Below are 20,935 nucleotides of genomic sequence, written 5' to 3' on the forward strand. Positions count from 1 at the left end.
TTCCTAAATTTCTGTGGAACTGGGCTATCGTTGAATGTTAAAATTCAGTTGGATAACAGTGTTTCTTTATACATAAGGAAGAGATAAGAGAAGCAATGAGTTGATAAAGCAAAAAGTGATTTTGGAAGGTGTGGAAATATTGAAACCAATCATATTTGATGTAGATACGGGGATAGATGATGCCATGGCGATGGCATATGCTTTAAATTCCCCTGAATTGGAAGTGCTCGGATTCACCACTTGCTTTGGTAACGTGCCCGTTGTTAATTCGACCCGTAATACACTTGCCGTCTTGGAGAAATTAAATAGGCGCATACCGGTATATGAAGGTGCTGACCAAACTTTGGTACGCGGAAGGAAGAAGCGGTATCCCAAGCATGTTCATGGGGAAGACGGGTTAGGAAATACCCTTCGGTTTAAACCAACCATCAAAGCATCACAAGGAAATGCAGCAGATTTCATTATCGATCAAGTGCAAAGCCGACCGCATGAAATTACGATCATTGCAGTTGGACCACTGACTAACATCGCATTGGCGATCAATAAAGCGCCGATGATCATGTCGCTTGTAAAAGAGGTCGTAATTATGGGCGGTGCCGTAAATGTACCAGGAAATGTAACCCCTTATGCTGAAGCGAACATAATATCAGATCCTGAAGCGGCACATCAGGTATTGACTTCAGGACTGCCGATCACCCTAGTGGGGCTTGATGTGACGCTGCAAACATACCTACTGAAATCGAAGCTTGATGATTGGCGTGCCACTGGTAAGGAAAGCGCCGAATTTTTAGCGGAAATGACCGATTATTATATGAAAGCATATGAAAACTCCCATCCAGGTTTGGGTGGTTGCGCCCTTCATGATCCACTTGCAGTCGGGGTTGCGATTGATTCAAGTTTTGTCAGGACAGAATGGATGAACGTCAAGGTGGTGACCGAGGGTGAAGAAGCAGGCAGGACAATCGGTCAAAAGGATGGCGGACCTAGAATCCGTGTCTGTACGAATGTGGAAAGTGAGCGGTTTTTGAAACACTTTTTGGAACGGGTTATATGATTAAGCAACGTAATTGAATCATGAATGTAGCATGAAGGATATTCCAAAAAAAATCATTGGCAAGAGCTGGCCTGTTTCTGTTGGATATATCGATTCTCGCTATATGACAAGGATACCTGTCAAAATAAAGTTGAAAGTAGCATGGTAAAAAAGGTCCTCCATTTATTATGTTTTGTAAATGGTTTATATTCAATCAATCATAAAAATTGCTTTTCAGACTTTAATCAAACGTTTAATTAATTTCGTAGAAAAGAAAGTCGAAAGTCACTAATATCATGGTGAAAACCATATTAATAGATAATGGTTCAGAAATATTGGGTATAAGGTACTTTTTTTACCACAAAAAAGTAAAATATTAAAAAATAATTAAAAAATGGGTTTAAAGGTTTGGGAAAACAGGTACATAGACTTTCGTAATGCCATATTTAGGTTTTTTTACATAATTATAATTTACCATTTTTCGACTTTGCGCTTATTTATATGGCAGAAAATGTATGGTTCTATTAAAATGTACTATATAAGATAAAAGGAGGATTTTTTCTATGTCACAAATTCGCGTAACACCTTCGGAACTGAAAGATGTAGCTAGACAATATGATAATGAGAGCCAACAAGTAACGGATATGATTGGTCGTTTAGATAGAATGAGAGATCATTTAACTGGTATTTGGGAAGGTTCTTCCAGTGAGGCTTTCGTAGGTCAGTACGAAGAATTAAAGCCTTCATTCATGGATATGGCTCGCTTGTTGAATGAAGTTTCTCAACAATTGAATAAATCAGCTCAAATCCTTGAAGACACAGATAATCAGATTGCTAGTCAAATTCGCGGATAATCATTAGGTAAATGAGAAAAAGAATTTCTAGGAAAAAGCGCCGCGACTCTTTTTGAAGAATCGTGGTGCTTTTTTGCTTTAAAAGAGGTGGATTCCATATATATTCAACTAACGATCGATTTAAACAGGTATACTGGGGAAGTATTTGATTTGCAAGTGTCAAATTACCGCTCCATCAAGAAGGTTGTGGAGATAATATGGCAGGTAAAAGATATTGCCAGTGCGCCTAAAGAAGGCTATTGGGTGCGGGTCCAGAATAAAGAGTTCGTATGTTCAGGTTATGAAACCCTGCTTGATAGCGGAATTACGACGGGGGACCGCCTTGAGATCCTCTAATGGATAGGTGTGGACTCTTTATAGGAAAAAAGTCTAAAGCCCTTTAGCAGGGGTAAAGGAGTTACATAAAATGGATGAGAAACCATATCTGGAGAAAAAAACAGAAGCTGCAATGATGAAGGATGATAAGGGGCATTCGTTCGTTTTCCAACGGGCAAAACTACCGATGCAGGACCCACTGGAATTACAGCTTATTCATGAAGCGGATGATGCTCTCCAGAAACATATAGAAGTGACAGAGGACGAGGTGAAGATCAGAGTAAATCCACCAGCCTCTTTTTTTGTTTTTTCCAAAGCTAAAGATAAAAATCCATTGAGTAAATGGTTATCTTCTTATCAAATCCAAAAGAAAATAAGGAATCATGAATTGAATCGCCTGCAACTAGTCGTTTGTCCGGAAAATATCGTTTTCGATTCAAGCTTGACCCCATATTTCCTGCATTATGGGGTAAAAGACAGTTTGCCTCCTTATGAGCATAATCAAGATGAGTTATTTAAAGAAACGAAGGCAACGATTTCGGCGCTTGTGGATGGGCAGCATACATTCGAAGAGTATCTGCTTTACCATAAAACACTGAAACTATCGAACGAATCACAAAGTATATTGTCATCAGGGACTTGGGATGAACTTTCCACGGTCATTCAAAACCGGATAGAAGCTTTAGAGAAGGAAGAAAAAGCATTTGTACATATTCCTGAAAAGAAATGGAAAACGGGCCGTTATACACTTTGGGGTACGGTGATCGTTCTAGTGCCACTGCTATTGTTTGCGATTTACACACTATTCTTCTCCCAACCTAAGCAGGATGCATATGTAGAAAGCGGTGAAAGCTTCTTAAAACAAAAATACAGTGAAGTCATTGACCGTTTGGAAAACTACGATCCGAAAAAGATGCCATATGTCGTTCAATATGAACTGGCGAAGTCCTACGTCACTTATGAACCGTTGGAGGGGGTAGCTAGGAAAAATGTGGAAAATGCAATCTCGTTGCAAACGGATAGTCAGTATCTCCTATATTGGATTTATATAGGCAGGGGCATGAGCGAGGAAGCGATCGATTTGGCGAGAATCATGGAGGATCGCGAATTGATTATGTACGGGCTGGTAAACCAGAAAGAACAGATTAAGTTGGACGATAGCCTATCTGGGGAAGAAAAGGAAACGCAAATTAAAGAAGTCGATACCGAGCTATCCCAATATGAAAAGGAAAAAAAGGAATTGGATAAGCAAATGGAGGAACAGCAAGATCAGAACCCTGCTGCAACAGACTCGAATATAGAGGATAAAGGCGCAGAGGAAGCAAAACCTGCTGTAAAAGAAGAAGCGGAAAATGAAACTGCTTCTGGGGGAAAAGAAGAAAGTAAGGATTCCTCCAAAAAATCAACTGAAGAAAAAGAGAAAAGCAAAGAGTGAGCAATGGGCCTTTTGCGGAGGTGAGATTTAATGAGTTTATTATGGATTTATTCTAGTGGTACCTACCAATCCTTTACGATCAAGGATAATCATAACGGTCCAATTTCGATTGGGCCATCAAAACAGGATACGATCACCGTTTATTCCATTCCTTTTGAACAAGGTCCTATCAAGCTGAAAAAAAATGAGGGACTTGATGAATATGAGGTGTTTAGAGAGGACAAGAAGCTTGGCGATGTAAAGCCATTCCATAGCTTCACCTTTCAAGAAGGAGAAGAAACGGTCGAGATTTTTTATACGTCAGGGGAATTGGAAGAAAGCCTCTATTATATAGGCAACTTGAAAGAAATCACTTTATCGGCCAAGGCGGGAGCGACCATCCGTAAAGAAGGACCCGTTTCCGGCAATGACTTTTCCCTTGTGCTGCATAAAGGGCAGTGGCACCTCATGCCAGTGGGAAATAGCAGGATATTCCTGAACGGTGAAAGGGTAACGAAGCCTGTTCCCATTCAAAATGGTGATCTGGTTTGCTGGCCGCATATGGTGCTGAGGTTGATTGAAGGCGACTTATTGATGATTCATAGCGCCGAAAGTCATGAAACATCATTAGCTAAAATGAAGAAGCCAATCTCTGAAATGAAAAAAAATTATCCACAGTATCGCCGGACACCAAGGATGATCTACGAATTGCCGGATGAGAAAGTGACGATTTCTTTTCCGAGCCAAGAAGCGGAAGATAATAATAGAGGGTTATGGTTAATCCTTATGCCGCCTTTAATGATGCTGATCGTCATGGGGGTCATCACGGTCATTCAGCCGCGGGGCATTTTCATCATCATATCGATTGTGATGTTCACGACGACTTTAGTTACCTCGACGGTACAATACTTTAAAGACAAAAAGAAGCAAAAATTCAGAGAAGAAAAACGCCAACGTGTATATACCAGGTATCTAGAGCAGAAGAGGGAAGAACTGCAAGAGCTGTCTGAAAAACAAAAGAATGTGCTGTTCTATCATTACCCCTCCTTTGAAAGGATGAAGCTTCTAACTGATAGTATTAGCGATCGTATATGGGAACGAACTCTGGAAAGTGAAGATGCCCTGCACTTTAAAATCGGAACGGCAACCATGCCCTCAAGTTATCAAGTGTCGGTAAATAGCAGCGATATGTCCAATCGGGATATAGATGATTTACTTGAGCAGTCGCAGGAACTTGTGGATGTATACAAAAATCTGGAAGATCTTCCGTTATCGATCGATTTATCAAGCGGATCGATGGGCCTGGTCGGAAAGGAATCGATTGTTAAACGAGAGCTGCAGCAATTGATTGGGCAACTGGCCTTTTTTCATAGTTATCATGATGTTCGATTTGTCGCCATCTTTCCGGAAAAGGATTATCAGGAATGGGAATGGATGAAATGGCTCCCTCATTTTCAATTGCCGCATGCCTATGCAAAAGGATTTATATATAATGAGCAATCACGTGACCAGCTCCTGACCTCGATTTATCAGCTATTGAGGGAAAGAGATTTGGATGAGAACAAAGGGAAAGTGCGATTCACTCCCCACTTTGTCTTTATTGTCACGGATCGTAATTTAATAGCTGAACATGTCATATTGGAATATTTAGAAGGTAAAACGGACGATTTAGGTATCTCGACGATTTTTGCAGCGGATGCAAAAGAAAGTTTGACGGAAAATGTCCATACGCTTGTGAAGTACATCAATGATTTTGAGGGTGAGATTCTCATCCAGCAAACGAAGGCCGTTCATACTCCATTTAAACTTGATGCACATTCAAAAGAAGGAAATGAGCGTTATGCACGTACGCTCCGTTCATTAGACCATCAAAAAGGCATGAACAACTCCATACCAGAAACGGTTTCATTCCTTGAATTATTGCAAGCTCGTGAAGTGGAAGAGCTGCCTATCAGCCAAAACTGGCGGACCAATCAGTCTTCCAAATCCTTGGCAGTTCCGATTGGATTGAAAGGGAAAACGGATAGGGTTGAATTGAACTTGCATGAAAAGGCGCATGGCCCCCATGGATTGGTTGCCGGAACGACAGGATCGGGGAAAAGTGAATTACTGCAAACCTACATCCTATCATTAGCCGTTCATTATCATCCGCATGAAGTTGCCTTTTTGCTTATAGATTATAAAGGCGGGGGAATGGCACAGCCATTCAGGCAGATTCCGCATCTGCTGGGAGTCATTACGAATATTGAGGGAAGCAAGAACTTCAGTGCCAGGGCACTAGCATCCATCAATAGTGAATTGAAGAAGCGCCAGCGCATGTTTGATCGATACGAAGTCAATCATATCAACGATTACACGGACCTATACAAAGAAGGCAAAGCGGATGAACCGTTACCGCACCTATTTTTGATATCAGATGAGTTTGCGGAACTTAAAAATGAAGAACCCGATTTCATCCGCGAATTAGTGAGTACGGCGCGAATTGGACGGAGCTTGGGAGTTCATTTAATTCTTGCTACACAAAAGCCGGGCGGTGTAATTGATAACCAGATTTGGAGCAATGCCCGTTTTAAAATTTCCTTGAAAGTGCAGGATGCCAGTGATAGTAAGGAAATTCTTAAAAATAGCGATGCAGCAAATATTACTGTCACTGGACGGGGATATTTGCAGGTTGGAAATAACGAGGTTTATGAATTGTTCCAGTCTGCATGGAGCGGTGCACCATATTTAGAGGATACGGTTGGATCTGAGGATGAAGTGGCACTTGTCACAGACCTCGGTCTTGTTCAAATCTCAAATGTATCGGAACAGGTCACTAATATGAGGAAAGAAAAGATTAGTGAAATTGAAGCCGTGGCGGTTCGAATTGTGGCGATACAGGAAGAAATGGAGATTAAGAAGTTGGCAAGCCCATGGCTGCCGCCTCTTTCAGATCGTTTATCAAGAAACCCTGAAAGAAGCCTGACGATGAATCAATTCCACCTGGGAATGAAAGATGAGCCCGAATTGCAAAGCCAGACCAATTATGTCTATAACTGGATTGATGATGGGAATATAGGGGTTTTTGGTTCTTCCGGGTACGGCAAGTCAACCACCGTTTTGACATTTCTCTTTAGTTTTGCAGATCAATTCAGTCCTGAAGAACTGCATTATTATATTTTCGACTTCGGGAATAGCGCTTTACTCCCAATGCGCCAGCTGCCTCATACTGGGGAATACTTTAGGTTTGATGAGTTAAGGAAAATCGAAAAATTCATGTTATTCATGAAGGCGGAAATGGAAAGGCGTAAGCAGCTTTTTTCAGAAAAGGAGCTTAGTAACATAAAGCTTTATAATGCATTGGTGGAAGATAAATTGCCGATTATTTATATCGTGGTCGACAATTTTGACATAGTGAAGGATGAGATGCAGGATCAGGAAGCCCAATTCGTTCAGTTTGCACGTGATGGACAATCACTTGGAATCTTCATGATTTTAACGGCAACGAGAATCAATGCGATTCGCCAGCCGTTAATGAATAGCCTTAAGACGAAGGTCGTCCATTACTTAATGGACAGTTCGGAAAAATATTCAGTTTTGGGGAGAACCCCTTATGAAAATGAACCTGTTCCTGGCAGGGCGTTGGTGAAAAAGGACCAAACCTACCTCACCCAGATTTACTTACCAGCCGATGGAGCGGATGATATAGCCGTTTTGGAAGAAATGAAACAAGCTGTGGCAGAACATAAGGTTAAATATAAGGAAATGGACAAACCGCCGGCGATTCGGATGCTACCGGCACGTCTTGATTCCAGCAGCTTCAAGAGTTACTGCTCACAAACCATTAAGAAGGATTCCATTCCAATCGGGCTTTCAGAGGAAAGCGTTACACCTGTATTCGTGGAGTTGAAAGCCAATCCATTCCTGCTTGTCGTAGGACAGTCACGTAAAGGGAAAACGAATGTCCTTAAAGTGCTGCTGGAATCGTTGCTTACACAGGCGGTCGGCGAAATTGGATTATTTGACGGAGTGGATCGCGGCCTATCTTCTTATGCTTTTGAGGAGAAGGTGAGCTATGTGGAAACAAAAGAGCGGATAACCGAATGGCTCGATCATATCACTGGAATATTTGAAGAACGTGAGCGAAGTTATCTTGCGGCATTGGAATTGAAACCGATGAAGCAACTGGAATTCCCACCGGTCATATTTGTCATAGATAGCATTTCAAGGATCCAGCAAACGATAGACGGCAGGATTCAGGATAGGATCAGCAGTTTGATGAAACAATACAGCCATCTCGGGTTTAGTCTGATTGTCGCTGGAAATGCCAACGACTTCACGAAGGGGTATGATTCGTTGACAACCGAACTGAAACAAGTCAGACAGGCTGTTTTGCTTCTTAAAAAATCGGACCAAAGCTTGTACACCCTCTCCTATTCCAGAAAAGAAGAAGAAATACAGCCGGGTTACGGATACTTTGTGCTGAATGGCCAGGAAAGCAAAATCCAAATTCCGCTAAGTGAAGAAAGAAGGAGAGTGCAAGAAAGTGTCTGAAAAAATAAAACCGATGCTGTTAATCGGTAAAATACTGGTGATCTTAGCGCTGCCAATCTTGTTTTTTTCTTATATTGGCCAAAATCCAATGAAAAAGACAGAAACGGCTTCTCGTGAAATCGCCATTGTAAATGAAGATAATGGGACAGAATTTAACAATAACCCCATTTACATGGGCTCAGAGCTTGTTACTACACTGGACAAGGATTCTGAATATGAGTGGTTTGTGGTAAATAGAAGTACGGCGGAAAGTGGACTTGCAAATGAAAAGTACGATGCAGTCATATATTTCCCATCCGATTTTTCAGAGAATATTTATACGTTCGATGATGAACAGCCTGTCAAGGCGGGGATAAAGTACAAGGTACAACCTAGTTTGAATGCAGAAAACATGGAAAAGGTACAAAAGGAATTAGAGAAAACAAAGAGCAAAATGAATAAGCATATTTCAACACAGTATTGGAGCTATGTTTCCCAATCGGTCGAGGACATCCGTAAGAAGTTCGATAATGTCCTTGCTAAAGAAATCGCTTTTCAAAACACGATGTATGAGTTCTATACTCCAAGCTCGGAAAGTCTTGCAGGCGAAATCAAGCAGCATAAGGACATGCTTGAAGGAGTTTTTGCCGAGACGAAAGATGCTGGCAAAACAAGTACTGAAACAATGGATGAAATAGGGAACACGAAGACTCAAATGGCTTCATTTGTGAAAGATGTTGTTTCTTTTGAGGAATATCAAAAAGCTCAAAGTATCCTTTTTGAGAAGGCCTCTGCGCAAAATCAGCAGCTTGTCATGGAGAGTGTGCAGTCATACGACAAGGTGCTGAATGAGGGGAATCAATCTATACCAGAGATTCAGCAAGGGATGAATACGAAATTCAGCCTAAATGATCAAGGCATTAGAGAAAATGTTGGAATCATGCAGCAGAAACTTGATTCCAGCAGTAATGAATTGGAACAATTTTCAACAAGCATGAAAGACAAACAAGTAGAACAAATTACGAAAATCACCCAAGATCAACAAAGCTCGATTGAACAATTGAAACAATCGGAAGAGGCGGGTCTTGATAACCTTCAGTCAACCTTGCTTATGCAAAGAGGAAATCTTGCAAGCAGCTCTGGTAATGGGGAGGATATAGGTGAAGGAACGACGCCTATAGAGGATATTGAAACGGAAACGGGAAAAGGTGAATCAGCTGCTGCACCTGACAAGAAGGACCCGATTGATGAACTGTCTCTCCAGGTACTGCTGGATCAAATCAATGGGATCAACACGGCACTTGAAAGTTTGGTGCCGGCAGAAGGAAGTGAAGGAGCTGCTGAACAAGTCAACATCCTTACAGCGGAACTCCAAACGGAAATCAATAATCTCAGCGGAACGGTAAGCGGCAGAACGGGGAATTATAACCAAGTGATAACGGAGTTTAATACACTGGTAGATTCATATAATGACCTGCTGGCGCAGTTTACGGAATTACAAGCTGATTATAATGAACTCGGCACGAATTATAAGGATTTAGGTGACCAATGGAAAAAGTCACAGGAAGATATTCAAAAATTACAGGACATCCAGAGTATGACAATCGAAGAGGCCATCGCAGAAATCAAGACTCTCGAACAGTCACTTCTGGAAAAAGTGGGGGGGGAAAGGCGAGCGGTGCTTGTGAAGGCCTTCGAGAATCCTATCACCAATCGGGATTCAACTACCCTCCTTGCCTATTACGGTTCACTCTCATCTTATGGTGAATTGGCTGAAAGAGTCACCGAAGCAAATGTAGATAAGATATTTGCAGCCAATATAAAAGAATTGGAAAACTTGAAAAATGGGGTTTCCGGAAATGTAGATGAAGAAGCGAAACTCGTTAAAGCCAGTTTAGCAGGAGTCAATGAGAACTTCGGGATGTTCTCGGATTCCATTATGGGGTATATGAAAGAATATGATGCTAACGTCGAAACGGGGCAGAAAGCCACTTTAGCTGAATTGGCGGCAATTACCGGCAAGGCTCAAGAAGTGTCTGCCAATTTGTCGGATGATATGGAAATTCCTGAGATGGAGGCAGAACCGCCCGTTAACCTTGATGGAGAAATGTTTGTATCACTTCAAGACAATACGGCAACAACGGTCGGCTTCATTTCCGAGCTTGTCAATTCTGTAGCGGAAAGACAGGAAACGGTCACGAAGGATACAGCAGACCTGCAAGCGAAAGTGGGGTCCGTACAGGAAAGGGCCGATCAGCTTAATGATAATTGGTCCCAAAATGTAGACTCAACCGAAAAAATCAAGACGGACGTATATAGCGTCTTGAACAACACTCTAGTCGATGATCAGGAGAACGGGTATGTGTACGAATATTTAGCGAATCCCGTACAAATCAGCGGGGAAGTCCTTCATCAGGAAAAGGTTAATATCCCACCGATCGTCATGTTGGTGATCATACTCATTTCTGGGATATTGATCGGTTTCTTCCTGCATCATTATGAAGGCATTCCAATGATGGTCCATGCGGCCTTGTTTACCTTATTGAATCTGATCGTAGGTTTAATCATCAGCATGTATGGCTTGAAGATCTATCCACTGGGAGATATGCAGGAGATTAAATGGACCGCCTTCACCGTCCTGCTTTTATTCTTCTGTTCAGCGTTCACCAGACTTGCCTTCTCGATTGGGCCGTTTGTCGGTGCTATCCTGGTGATTGGTTTGATCAGTTTCTTTACCATTCCATTATTGGATTTAATCATGCCTAATTTCAATGTAGACCACCCTGTTGCGGACGTATACATGTCCATTCAATTCGGTAATCAGTCGGCATTCATTCCGGCTAGTATCATCTTGATTGTACTGACGCTTATCGCAACGGTCATTCCATATATAGTGAAGCGTCTTGCAGAAAGAAGAGCAATGGCCCATGAAGTGGAATAAATACGTAATGCCTGTCTTGCTCATCCTGTTTTTTAGCCATGCACCTCATGGCGGGGCGGAAGAGGAACCGATGGTGGAGCCCAATGAATATCAAGAAAACGATATTGATGTTCAAACGGAGTATTTCCATGAAGAAGGATTGTTGGAACAGAAGCGGAAACTGCCTGAAGAACAAAAGGACCTCACTTTTGAAAGAGGGAAATATGATGCCATTGACTCGGTGAAGGACTCACTGTTTCAGTCTCCTGTAATGGAGAATCAAAATAATACCATCGCTTCAAAATCAGAACAGCTTGGATTATTCTCGGAGGTCCGCATTCCAACGAGAAACGAAGAAGAAACAGAGCCTTCGCTTAATTTTGACCTGACGATATTGCTCGGTATCGTTTTGGCACTTTTGGTCGTTTGTTTGTTTTTTATCCTTATCCCGAAAATGGGGAAGCTGAATGGAGAGGTTAAACGAAAATGAAAACAGCCCGATTCCCCTCAGGAATCGGGCTGTTTTCACAACATATCCATAACGGTTTTAATAAGCCCTAAAAGAAGGGCGGCTGCGAAGATCAAAATGAAGAATTTTTTATACATGATCAGTACCTCTAATATCTTAGGAGTGGATTGCATTCATTTTAGCATAAACAAGACAGAAAAGAAGTTTACTAAGAATATACAGATCGCAAGGGCGTGGCTTCATTGCCCTGATGACAGGAGCGTGAAATTATGAAAAGGTGGACGATTTATTGGAATTCGCCTGCCGTTTATTTATGGCTTGTACAATTAGGACGTTGATCTCCGCTCCAGGCACTCGCTTTCCGCGGGCGGTCCGCCCTCGGCTTGCGCCTGCGGGGTCTTCCTAAACGCGCTTTTCCCGGCCCAATTCTCTTAACTGCCAAAATTGGAATTTCAAAAGGGTTTCGGGATTTTTTTAATTCCGAAACCCTTTTGTCTACAAACTGCGATGTGCCGATTTATTGGCGCTTCCTATCAGTTATTTGAACAAGTCAGGATGAACAGTCTGCGAGTTCAACAGCTTCACCAATCCTTGGTCCATGGCGTGACAGGACATTTTCATTAAACAAATGGACGTCATCATTGGTATATTCACTTAGTAAACAGTTAACCCTGCCTTTTTCAGTAAGCCACTATAATATTTTTAGAACAAATTCGTTTATGGTTTTCCGGTTATCTAGTAAACTTACAATGTAAGGTTTAATTGGGTCTTAATGTAAAATGCGTGATATAGAGAAGACATGAAATAATAGTGATAATGTGAATCCCGGGAGGTAGAGAATGATTTATAAGCAGGTCAATCAAAAACTGGAAATGGTTCTAGGGAATATCGAAAAGGTGATTATCGGAAAACGGGATATAGCAGAACTAAGCATCGTAGCACTCCTTTCCGGAGGACATGTCTTATTGGAGGATGTTCCGGGTGTGGGAAAGACAGTCATGGTAAGGGCATTGGCAAAATCAATAGGTGCAAGCTTCAAGCGAATTCAATTCACGCCAGATTTACTTCCTTCGGATGTTACTGGCGTTTCGATCTTCAATCCTAAGGAACAAGAATTCATCTTTAGGCCAGGTCCGATAATGGGCCATATTATTTTAGCCGATGAAATAAACCGGACCTCGCCGAAGACCCAGTCTGCATTGCTTGAAGCGATGGAAGAGGCAAGTGTGACGATTGATGGTGTCACAAGAGGATTGGAGAAGCCCTTTTTCGTAATGGCTACACAAAATCCAATCGAGTACGAGGGAACATATCCGCTGCCGGAGGCTCAATTGGATAGATTCCTATTAAAAATGAAAATGGGCTATCCAGGTATGGAAGAAGAGATAGAGGTTCTTCATAGGGCTCAATACACGGCACCGCTAGAGGAATTGGAATCCGTCATCACCTTGGATGAATTGATAGAATTACAGGCTGAGGTAAAAGCGGTGATAGTGGATGACACAATAAAACGATACATTGTTGAAATGGCGAATCAAACACGTTCACATGAAGGGGTCTACTTAGGGGTGAGCCCTCGTGGATCGATAGCATTGATGAAGGCATCCCAGGCTTACGCGCTGATCCAGGGCAGGGACTATGTCCTGCCTGACGATGTTCAATATTTAGTGCCATTCGTATTTTCCCATCGGCTTATTTTGAAGCCGGAAGCGAATTATGAGGGCTTCGATGCTGGAATGGTGATACATGAAATTGTCGCGACAACAAAAGTGCCTGTGAAGCGGGCTGTAACCTAATGCGAAGATTCATCAACATTCTAAGGGGAAATATGAGTGTGATCGGACTTGTATTACTCATGACCGTTTCCTTTTGCTATGCAATGTTTCAAGGCGGTTTTGTCAGTTGGTTCATTTTTTATTCATTTTTGCCGTTTTCTGTGTACGCTTTGATCCTGCTGTTTTATCCGCTGCATGATTTTACCGTTGAGAGAAAGGTCAATAAAAGGGAATGCCAGGCTGGTGAATCCGTTGAGATAGCATTGACGTTTACGCGTAAAAACCGGCTCCCCCTATTATTTATGGTGGTAGAGGAGGAATTGCCTCAGGAGATGGAAGATAGGGGACTACAAAGGAAAATAATTATCTTTCCGGGATTCAAGCGTACCTTCAGCATGTCATATACCTTGGAAAACTTGCAGCGGGGAGAGCATTCGTTTCAATCGATCCGCTTTTGGATTGGGGACTTTATCGGGCTGGTCGAAAAAGAAGCGATATATAGTTCACCTTTGAAAATAACCGTTTTTCCTCGTTATCACGAGCTTGCCTACAGTGATCTTGATCGAGTGTTCAATCAGGGGGCAGTGGTCTCAACAAAGAAAACACAACGGGAACATTCAGTGGTCTCCGGTGTAAGGGAATATCAGCCAGGCGATCAATTGTCTTGGATTAACTGGAAGGCGACTGCCAGGACGAGTGAAATCATGACGAAGGAATTCGAGGTGCAGAAAAACCGGGATGTATTCATCATGCTTGATGAAAAGCCGTCGGATTTATTCGAAGAATCCATTGAAATGGCGGCTTCCCTTGCCCATGCCATGTTAAAGAAGGGCATGGAAGTTGGGTATGTGAGTAGGGGCTCGAGGTTAATCATACCGGCAGCAGCAGGCAACAAACAGAAACGAAAGATTTTTTACCGGCTTGCTAAAGAAAAGCCGGGTGTTGTAAACACATTGAACGAAAATTTCAGAAAGGGAATTCTTCCGGCAAACGCTGCTGTGATATTCATCGTTTCAGACTTAACCTTAGAAAAGGTGGACATATTGAGTGCTTTCCGGCCTAATCAGGGATTGATGTTATGCGTGAAGAAACAGGCAGATCTTACTGATGAAGAAAGGCTGTCAAGCTCTGCTGCTGTTTCGAGGGGGATAAAGGTTAGCTTTTTTGAACATCACCAACTAAAGTTTGGCAGATCGGAGGTGATGGCGAAATGAATGTCACTACCGAAAAATTGGAAAAGTTCATGCACGTCCTCATGTATGTATTTGGTCTGTTGTTGATTACTGAATGGTTGAGGCCTGTCGATAGACTCACCGATACAGGTAATCTCATCATTTTTATCTTATTTTTGCTCTACTCCCTGCTGCTGCATTATTTCCGCATGCATTGGTCGATCCGATTTATTCTCATTAGTGCATATATAATGATTTCATTACAGTTCCTCCATTCAAAGGAGGCTTTATACCAATTGTCATGGCTGAAAGGGTTTCTAGCTGATTTTAAGGGCAATCTTGGTTTTATATATGATGGGAATTGGGAGTTGATCACAAATCCATTTCGAACGTTTCTATTTTTTATCCTTCTTTGGCTTGTGACATATTTGATCCATTACTGGGTGATGGTGAGGCAAAGCATCTTTTTCTTTTTTATGTTAACGGTGATTTTTATATCTGTACTCGACACATTCACTCCTTATGCGGGGGATAGTGCAATGATAAGAATCATCATCATCGGGTTTTTGATGCTCGGCTTGCTTTCCCTGCTGCGGCTAACGATACAGGAGAGGATTAATTTTCCGATGGCTTCCATCAATAAGTGGATCTTGATGCTGACCGGCATGATATTGGTAAGTGTCCTTGTCGGTTTCGCCGCCCCAAAGCTTTCCCCGCAGTGGCCGGACCCGGTGCCTTATATTACTTCCTATTCTGATAAAGCTGTGAAAGAAGACGGTGATTCGAAGCGTAAAAGTGTCGGATATGATGAAGACGATTCGGATCTTGGCGGTTCGATAGAGCCGGATAGTTCCATCGTTTTTTATAATAATGCTCCTGCAGGACATTACTGGAAAGTCGAGAACAAGAATATTTATACCGGTAAAGGGTGGGTTTCCATACCGGAAACGGAATTTCACACTTTTTCCAACGGGCAGGATATGGCAACGTTAGATATTTACGACGTTCCTGAATTGGTGAGGACTGAAGAAATGACCGCAAAAGTATCCATGACGGAATCATATTCACATATCCTTCATCCGCAGTCCGGGTATGTAAAAAAGATCGAGGGCAAAAACGGGCAGGATTTCAAATATCATCAGGAGATGGACAAATTTATTTCCGAACAGGGTAATGGCGAACGACTTTCCATGAAAGAGTATGAACTGGTTTATGATATGCCAAGTTTTGATATAGCTGAGTTAAGGAAGGTGACGGAACCCGACGATTCCATGGATTTATTAATGGAAAAAAACACTCAGCTTCCAGAGGGATTGCCAAACCGGATATTTGAATTGGCCTCCCGGCTTACAAGCAATGAAACGAATTGGTACGATAAAGCAAAAGCCATTGAGGATTATTTTGACGGAGCTGAATTCATTTATTCCAAGGACGATATTCCGTATCCAGAGAGCAATCAAGATTATGTCGATCAATTTTTATTCGAGACACAGATAGGGTATTGCGATAATTTTTCAACTGCCATGGTCGTATTACTAAGGGCCGCCAATATACCTGCAAGATGGGTAAAGGGCTATACCGAAGGGGAAAAATCAATCCTTGATGGCGAATCCGTTTATAAGGTGACCAATAATAATGCACATTCCTGGGTCGAGGTTTATTTTTCAGGGATAGGCTGGATTCCCTTCGAGCCGACAAAGGGTTTCAATGGGGAAGTTGAATTTTACGATTCGGAATTGAAACAGGAAGCAATCAAGAACCCTGAGGAAACCCCGACTAATGAAGAGCAAACAAAGAAAGAGGCCAGGGAACGCCAGGATACACCAGATAGGGAAACTCAATCCTCCGTGAAAACGGGTTTTGGGAACATGGTAGGGTTCTTAAAATGGTCTGCAATCACATTATCAGGTGGATTGATTTTTGCTTCTATCGGTTATTTCCTCAGAAGGAAGTGGATTCCTCTTCTGCAGATTCTTCGTTATAGAAAGAAAACCGATGCTCATTTCTCGACAGCTTATTTAATATTATTGAAACAATTAAAACGGGCTGGTTTAGTTCGGCCGGAGGGGCAAACCTTAAGGGAGTACGCCGCCTATGTGGATGCAGTTTACGCTACAGATGAGATGAGTGAATTGACGGCTGGATACGAGTTAATGATATATCGTGGAGACGCGGAAGATGGGGAATGGAAACACTTTCAAAAGGGTTGGGAAAGCTTAATGAGAAAAACTAGCTCTTGACCAGGTTTTTATTATATTGATACAATAACAAAAACTAACTTAAACTAATATATCCTTCATATATCCTCGATAATATGGATCGAAAGTTTCTACCGAATCACCGTAAATGATTTGACTATGAAGGCGGATTTTAACAGGAAAGCTGAAAATCTGCCTTCGTCTGTACTTTTTCTGTATTTTTGAGGGTGGGTTTTTAGTTTTTCTTTTTTTATGATAATATTTTTTATAAGAATTATCACTCGATTTTATGAGTGAATTACATTGATAGAGGTGACGTTTGTGCCGGGGAAAACAGAATTGCAAAAAAACCAGGAAATGATCGTAGTACTTGATTTCGGAAGCCAATATAATCAATTGATCACTCGTCGTATCCGTGAATTTGGTGTGTACAGTGAGCTTCATCCTCATACAATTACTGTAGAAGAAATTGAGAAAATGAACCCGACGGGAATCATCTTCTCAGGGGGCCCGAACAGTGTTTATGATGCAAATGCATTTGGTTGTGATGAACGCATATTCGAAATGGGTCTTCCGATTTTCGGTATTTGTTATGGCATGCAGCTTATGACCAAACATTTTGGCGGTAAGGTGGAACCAGCGAAGAACCGTGAATACGGAAAAGCGACACTTGCCATCCAAAACGAGTCGAAGTTATTCAGCGACCTGCCAAAAGAACAAATCGTCTGGATGAGCCATGGTGATTTAGTGGTGGAAACGCCTGAAGGTTTCCAAATTGACGGGACGAACCCGTCTTGCCCAATTTCGGCTATGAGTGACGAGTCACGTAAATTGTATGCCGTGCAATTCCATCCAGAAGTCCGTCATTCCGTATACGGTAATGACATTCTGAAAAATTTCGTATTCGGCGTTTGTGGCTGTAAAGGTGACTGGTCAATGGAAAACTTCATTGAAATCGAGATGGAGAAAATCCGCCAAACGGTCGGAGATAAAAAAGTGTTATGCGCATTGAGCGGCGGGGTGGATTCATCCGTTGTTGCTGTATTGATCCATAAAGCGATTGGCGATCAGCTGACATGTATTTTCGTTGATCATGGATTACTTCGTAAAGGGGAAGCCGAAGGTGTAATGGAAACATTCAGGGAAGGTTTCAATATGAACGTAATCAAGGTCGATGCAAAAGAACGTTTCCTATCGAAGCTTGCTGGCGTCTCAGATCCGGAACAAAAACGGAAAATCATCGGTAACGAGTTCATCTACGTATTCGATGACGAAGCAACGAAGCTCGAAGGAATTGATTTCCTTGCACAGGGTACACTTTACACAGACATTATTGAAAGTGGTACGGCCACTGCACAAACAATTAAATCGCATCACAATGTTGGCGGTCTGCCGGAAGATATGCAATTTAAATTGATTGAGCCTTTGAACACTCTATTCAAGGATGAAGTGCGTGCACTTGGAAGTGAAATGGGCATTCCGGACGAAATCGTTTGGCGTCAACCATTCCCTGGTCCAGGTTTAGGTATTCGTGTATTAGGCGAAATTTCAGATGAAAAACTTGAGATCGTCCGTGAGTCTGACCATATTTTACGTGAAGAAATTAGAAAAAATGGTTTGGAACGCGAAATTTGGCAGTACTTTACGGTGCTTCCTAACATTCGTAGCGTAGGGGTAATGGGCGATGCACGTACGTATGACTATACAATTGGAATCCGTGCGGTTACGTCCATTGACGGAATGACATCCGATTGGGCAAGAATCCCATGGGATGTACTTGAAATCATCTCAACGAGAATCGTTAATGAAGTAAACCATGTAAACCGCGTCGTTTATGACATTACGTCTAAGCCGCCTGCAACGATCGAGTGGGAATAGTAGATTGAAACCATCCAATCAGTGAAGGAATTAACCTTCACTGATTTTTTTGTTGAAATAGTATTTGATTATGTAGATTACTTACATTTTACGTATGTTGGCGAAGATATAGCCATGATAATTAAGGAATAAATGGCGAAACGCGAACATTGCCTAAAATTACATAAAAAATATTCGTTTGGTATATTGACGATTATTTTAGTGACTGATACACTATACCTATAATAATAAAAAAACATAATTGTCGTATAATATTGGGGATATGGCCCAAAAGTTTCTACCAAGCTGCCGTGAACGGCTTGACTACGATGTGGAAGGATTGGCGTGTTTAAATAAACCGCCACTTCTTTACATGACCGCAGTCAAGCCCCGTTCATAAACGAATGGGGCATTTTCTGTTGGCACGATTTTATGATGGGGGAGACTCATAATGAAAAATTATTTTCGGTTTAACGAGCTGGGAACTAATTATCGCCGTGAAATACTTGGTGGACTAACTACTTTCCTTTCAATGGCATATATCCTGGTTGTAAACCCTGTAATGCTGACATTACAAAGCATCGAGGACTATCCGGATGAATTAAGAATGGACTACGGAGCGGTTTTTGCCGCAACCGCATTGTCAGCCGCAATCGGCTCGATATTAATGGGACTCATAGCCAGATATCCAATCTCGCTCGCGCCGGGTATGGGATTGAATGCTTTCTTCGCTTTTACCGTTGTGCTTGGCTTTGGAATTCCTTGGCAGACGGCTTTAACAGGAGTATTGATTTCAGGTATTATCTTCGTTTTACTTTCCTTATCGGGAATACGTGAAAAAATCATTAATGCAATTCCAGTCGAATTGAAATACGCAGTTGGAGCCGGTATCGGTTTATTCATTACTTTTGTAGGGTTTCAGAATGCTGGTATCATCACGAATGATGACAGCGTTCTTGTCGGACTGGGCGATTTGACATCAGGAAATACTTTATTGGCTGTGTTTGGTATTGTCGTAACCGTCATTTTGATGACGAGAGGCGTCAAAAGCGGTGTGTTCATAGGAATGGTCATTACAGCCATTGCAGGAATGCTCTTTGGACAAGTTCCGGTGCCGGACAAAATAATCGGTGCCGTTCCTAGCATAGCGCCTACATTCGGGGTTGCGTTCGATGCCTTTGGAAATCCCGGTGATCTCTTCACTGGTCAAATGTTAATCGTGATACTGACCTTCTTGTTCGTAGCATTCTTTGATACAGCCGGTACGCTGGTGGCTGTCGCACAACAAGCTGGATTGATGAAGGATAATGTTCTTCCTAGAGTGGGTAAAGGGTTGCTTGCTGATTCATTATCCATCGTTTCAGGTGCAATTCTTGGTACATCCACCACGACATCTTATGTAGAGTCCACATCGGGTGTTGCTGCTGGTGCCCGAAGCGGATTTGCGGCTGTAGTGACAGGGTTGCTGTTTGTCCTATCCCTTTTCTTCTTCCCGCTTCTATCAGTGGTGACATCTGCTGTGACTGCGCCGGCATTGGTTATAGTCGGAGTATTAATGGCATCATCACTTAAAAATATTGACTGGCAAAAGTTCGAAATTGCGGTTCCGGCCTTCTTTACGGTCATCATGATGCCTATGACATATTCAATTGCGACAGGTATCGCTTGCGGATTCATCTTCTATCCAATCACTATGTCGATGAAAGGAAGAGCAAAAGAGGTTCATCCGATCATGTGGGGGCTTGGAGTCGTCTTCCTGCTATATTTCATTTTCTTGAAGTAATAATGCAAGTAAGTAAGGAGAGTCCTGATTTCGGGGCTCTTCTTTCATGTTGTAAGAGAAAGCTCATATCGTGTATAGTAAAAGTACTAAGTACTAAGTACTTTATCCTGTATGGGGCATAGGGATGACTTTGAGAAAAAAAGAGGGAGAAAAATGAATGGTTTTATCGTTGAAAAGGTTTTGAACAATAATGTGGTGATTGCCACGCATCCGTCGTATGGAGAAGTCGTTACTATTGGAAAGGGCTTAGGCTTCAACCGAAAGAAAGGCGAAGAGTTGAGTCCGGAACTAGCGGAGAAAACGTTTGTCCTGAAAAATGTTAAGGAACAGGAAAGTTACAAAAAACTGTTGCCGCAAATCGATCAAAATCTTCAAGCAGCCATTATAGAATCCATTCATCTCATTAATGACCGGGTTACTGGAAAGTTAAATGAACATATACATGTCGGTTTAACAGATCATTTATTGTTCGCCCTTCAGCGTGTTTCACAAGGAATGACTATCAAAAACCCATTCTTGAAAGAAACGATAACCCTTTATCCTTTTGAACATGATATTGCTGTCGATGTAGTAGAATTAATTCAAGATAAGACAGGCATAGGCCTGCCCCAAGGGGAAATCGGTTTTATTACG

Annotated in this window: 13 protein-coding genes and 2 riboswitches; all 13 genes read left to right on the forward strand. The window is 42.0% G+C overall.

What is annotated here, in order from left to right:
* Positions 1–139: 139 nt before the first annotated feature.
* Positions 140–1,054: a nucleoside hydrolase gene (locus AC2YHV_RS26605; RefSeq protein WP_487374509.1), complete on the forward strand. Its 915-nt coding sequence runs from the start codon at positions 140–142 to the stop codon at positions 1,052–1,054.
* A 542-nt stretch (positions 1,055–1,596) separates the two neighbouring features.
* Positions 1,597–1,887: a WXG100 family type VII secretion target gene (locus AC2YHV_RS26610; protein ID WP_034306171.1), complete on the forward strand. Its 291-nt coding sequence runs from the start codon at positions 1,597–1,599 to the stop codon at positions 1,885–1,887.
* 96 nt (positions 1,888–1,983) lie between these two features.
* Positions 1,984–2,223 (forward strand): ESX secretion system protein YukD, encoded by a 240-nt coding sequence (gene yukD, locus AC2YHV_RS26615; RefSeq protein ID WP_053537134.1) that lies wholly within the window; start codon positions 1,984–1,986, stop codon positions 2,221–2,223.
* 70 nt (positions 2,224–2,293) lie between these two features.
* Positions 2,294–3,637 carry a type VII secretion protein EssB gene (gene essB / locus AC2YHV_RS26620; protein WP_487374500.1) on the forward strand — a complete coding sequence of 448 codons (1,344 nt, stop codon included), beginning with the start codon at positions 2,294–2,296 and terminating at the stop codon, positions 3,635–3,637.
* A 30-nt stretch (positions 3,638–3,667) separates the two neighbouring features.
* On the forward strand, positions 3,668–8,149 hold the full coding sequence (gene essC, locus AC2YHV_RS26625) for a type VII secretion protein EssC (protein WP_487374501.1): 4,482 nt from the start codon (positions 3,668–3,670) through the stop codon (positions 8,147–8,149).
* The gene (gene esaA, locus AC2YHV_RS26630; RefSeq protein WP_487374502.1) at positions 8,142–11,069 is read left to right on the forward strand and encodes a type VII secretion protein EsaA; all 2,928 of its coding nucleotides are present in this window, start codon (positions 8,142–8,144) and stop codon (positions 11,067–11,069) included. The genes essC and esaA overlap by 8 nt, the downstream gene beginning before the upstream one ends.
* Positions 11,056–11,538 (forward strand): type VII secretion protein EssA, encoded by a 483-nt coding sequence (gene essA / locus AC2YHV_RS26635; protein ID WP_364280396.1) that lies wholly within the window; start codon positions 11,056–11,058, stop codon positions 11,536–11,538. The genes esaA and essA overlap by 14 nt, the downstream gene beginning before the upstream one ends.
* Positions 11,539–12,356: 818 nt before the next feature.
* Positions 12,357–13,313 (forward strand): AAA family ATPase, encoded by a 957-nt coding sequence (locus tag AC2YHV_RS26640; RefSeq protein ID WP_487374503.1) that lies wholly within the window; start codon positions 12,357–12,359, stop codon positions 13,311–13,313.
* A 38-nt stretch (positions 13,314–13,351) separates the two neighbouring features.
* On the forward strand, positions 13,352–14,506 hold the full coding sequence (locus AC2YHV_RS26645) for a DUF58 domain-containing protein (protein ID WP_487374504.1): 1,155 nt from the start codon (positions 13,352–13,354) through the stop codon (positions 14,504–14,506).
* Complete coding sequence (locus tag AC2YHV_RS26650; RefSeq protein ID WP_487374505.1) at positions 14,503–16,704, forward strand: DUF4129 domain-containing transglutaminase family protein; 2,202 nt, start codon at positions 14,503–14,505, stop codon at positions 16,702–16,704. The genes AC2YHV_RS26645 and AC2YHV_RS26650 overlap by 4 nt, the downstream gene beginning before the upstream one ends.
* Before the next feature lie 36 nt (positions 16,705–16,740).
* Positions 16,741–16,842, forward strand: a riboswitch (purine riboswitch).
* A 141-nt stretch (positions 16,843–16,983) separates the two neighbouring features.
* Positions 16,984–18,540, forward strand: a complete 1,557-nt coding sequence (gene guaA / locus AC2YHV_RS26655; protein WP_034306157.1) for a glutamine-hydrolyzing GMP synthase — start codon at positions 16,984–16,986, stop codon at positions 18,538–18,540.
* A gap of 224 nt (positions 18,541–18,764) precedes the next feature.
* Positions 18,765–18,866: riboswitch (purine riboswitch) on the forward strand.
* Positions 18,867–18,970: 104 nt separating this feature from the next.
* A complete protein-coding gene (locus AC2YHV_RS26660) occupies positions 18,971–20,302 on the forward strand; it encodes an NCS2 family permease (RefSeq protein WP_063574411.1) in 1,332 nt (443 codons plus the stop codon).
* Between the two features lie 153 nt (positions 20,303–20,455).
* The coding region (locus AC2YHV_RS26665) for a CAT RNA binding domain-containing protein (RefSeq protein ID WP_487374506.1) at positions 20,456–20,935 on the forward strand (480 nt) is incomplete at its 3' end.

Source organism: Peribacillus sp. SRI_006 (assembly GCF_057586375.1).

Coding starts and splice junctions, on each gene's coding strand:
- AC2YHV_RS26610 (WP_034306171.1), top strand. CDS start 1,597: ATGTCACAAATTCGCGTAACACCTTCGGAACTGAAAGATGTAGCTAGA.
- essB (WP_487374500.1), top strand. CDS start 2,294: ATGGATGAGAAACCATATCTGGAGAAAAAAACAGAAGCTGCAATGATG.
- essC (WP_487374501.1), top strand. CDS start 3,668: ATGAGTTTATTATGGATTTATTCTAGTGGTACCTACCAATCCTTTACG.
- essA (WP_364280396.1), top strand. CDS start 11,056: ATGAAGTGGAATAAATACGTAATGCCTGTCTTGCTCATCCTGTTTTTT.
- AC2YHV_RS26640 (WP_487374503.1), top strand. CDS start 12,357: ATGATTTATAAGCAGGTCAATCAAAAACTGGAAATGGTTCTAGGGAAT.
- AC2YHV_RS26650 (WP_487374505.1), top strand. CDS start 14,503: ATGAATGTCACTACCGAAAAATTGGAAAAGTTCATGCACGTCCTCATG.
- AC2YHV_RS26660 (WP_063574411.1), top strand. CDS start 18,971: ATGAAAAATTATTTTCGGTTTAACGAGCTGGGAACTAATTATCGCCGT.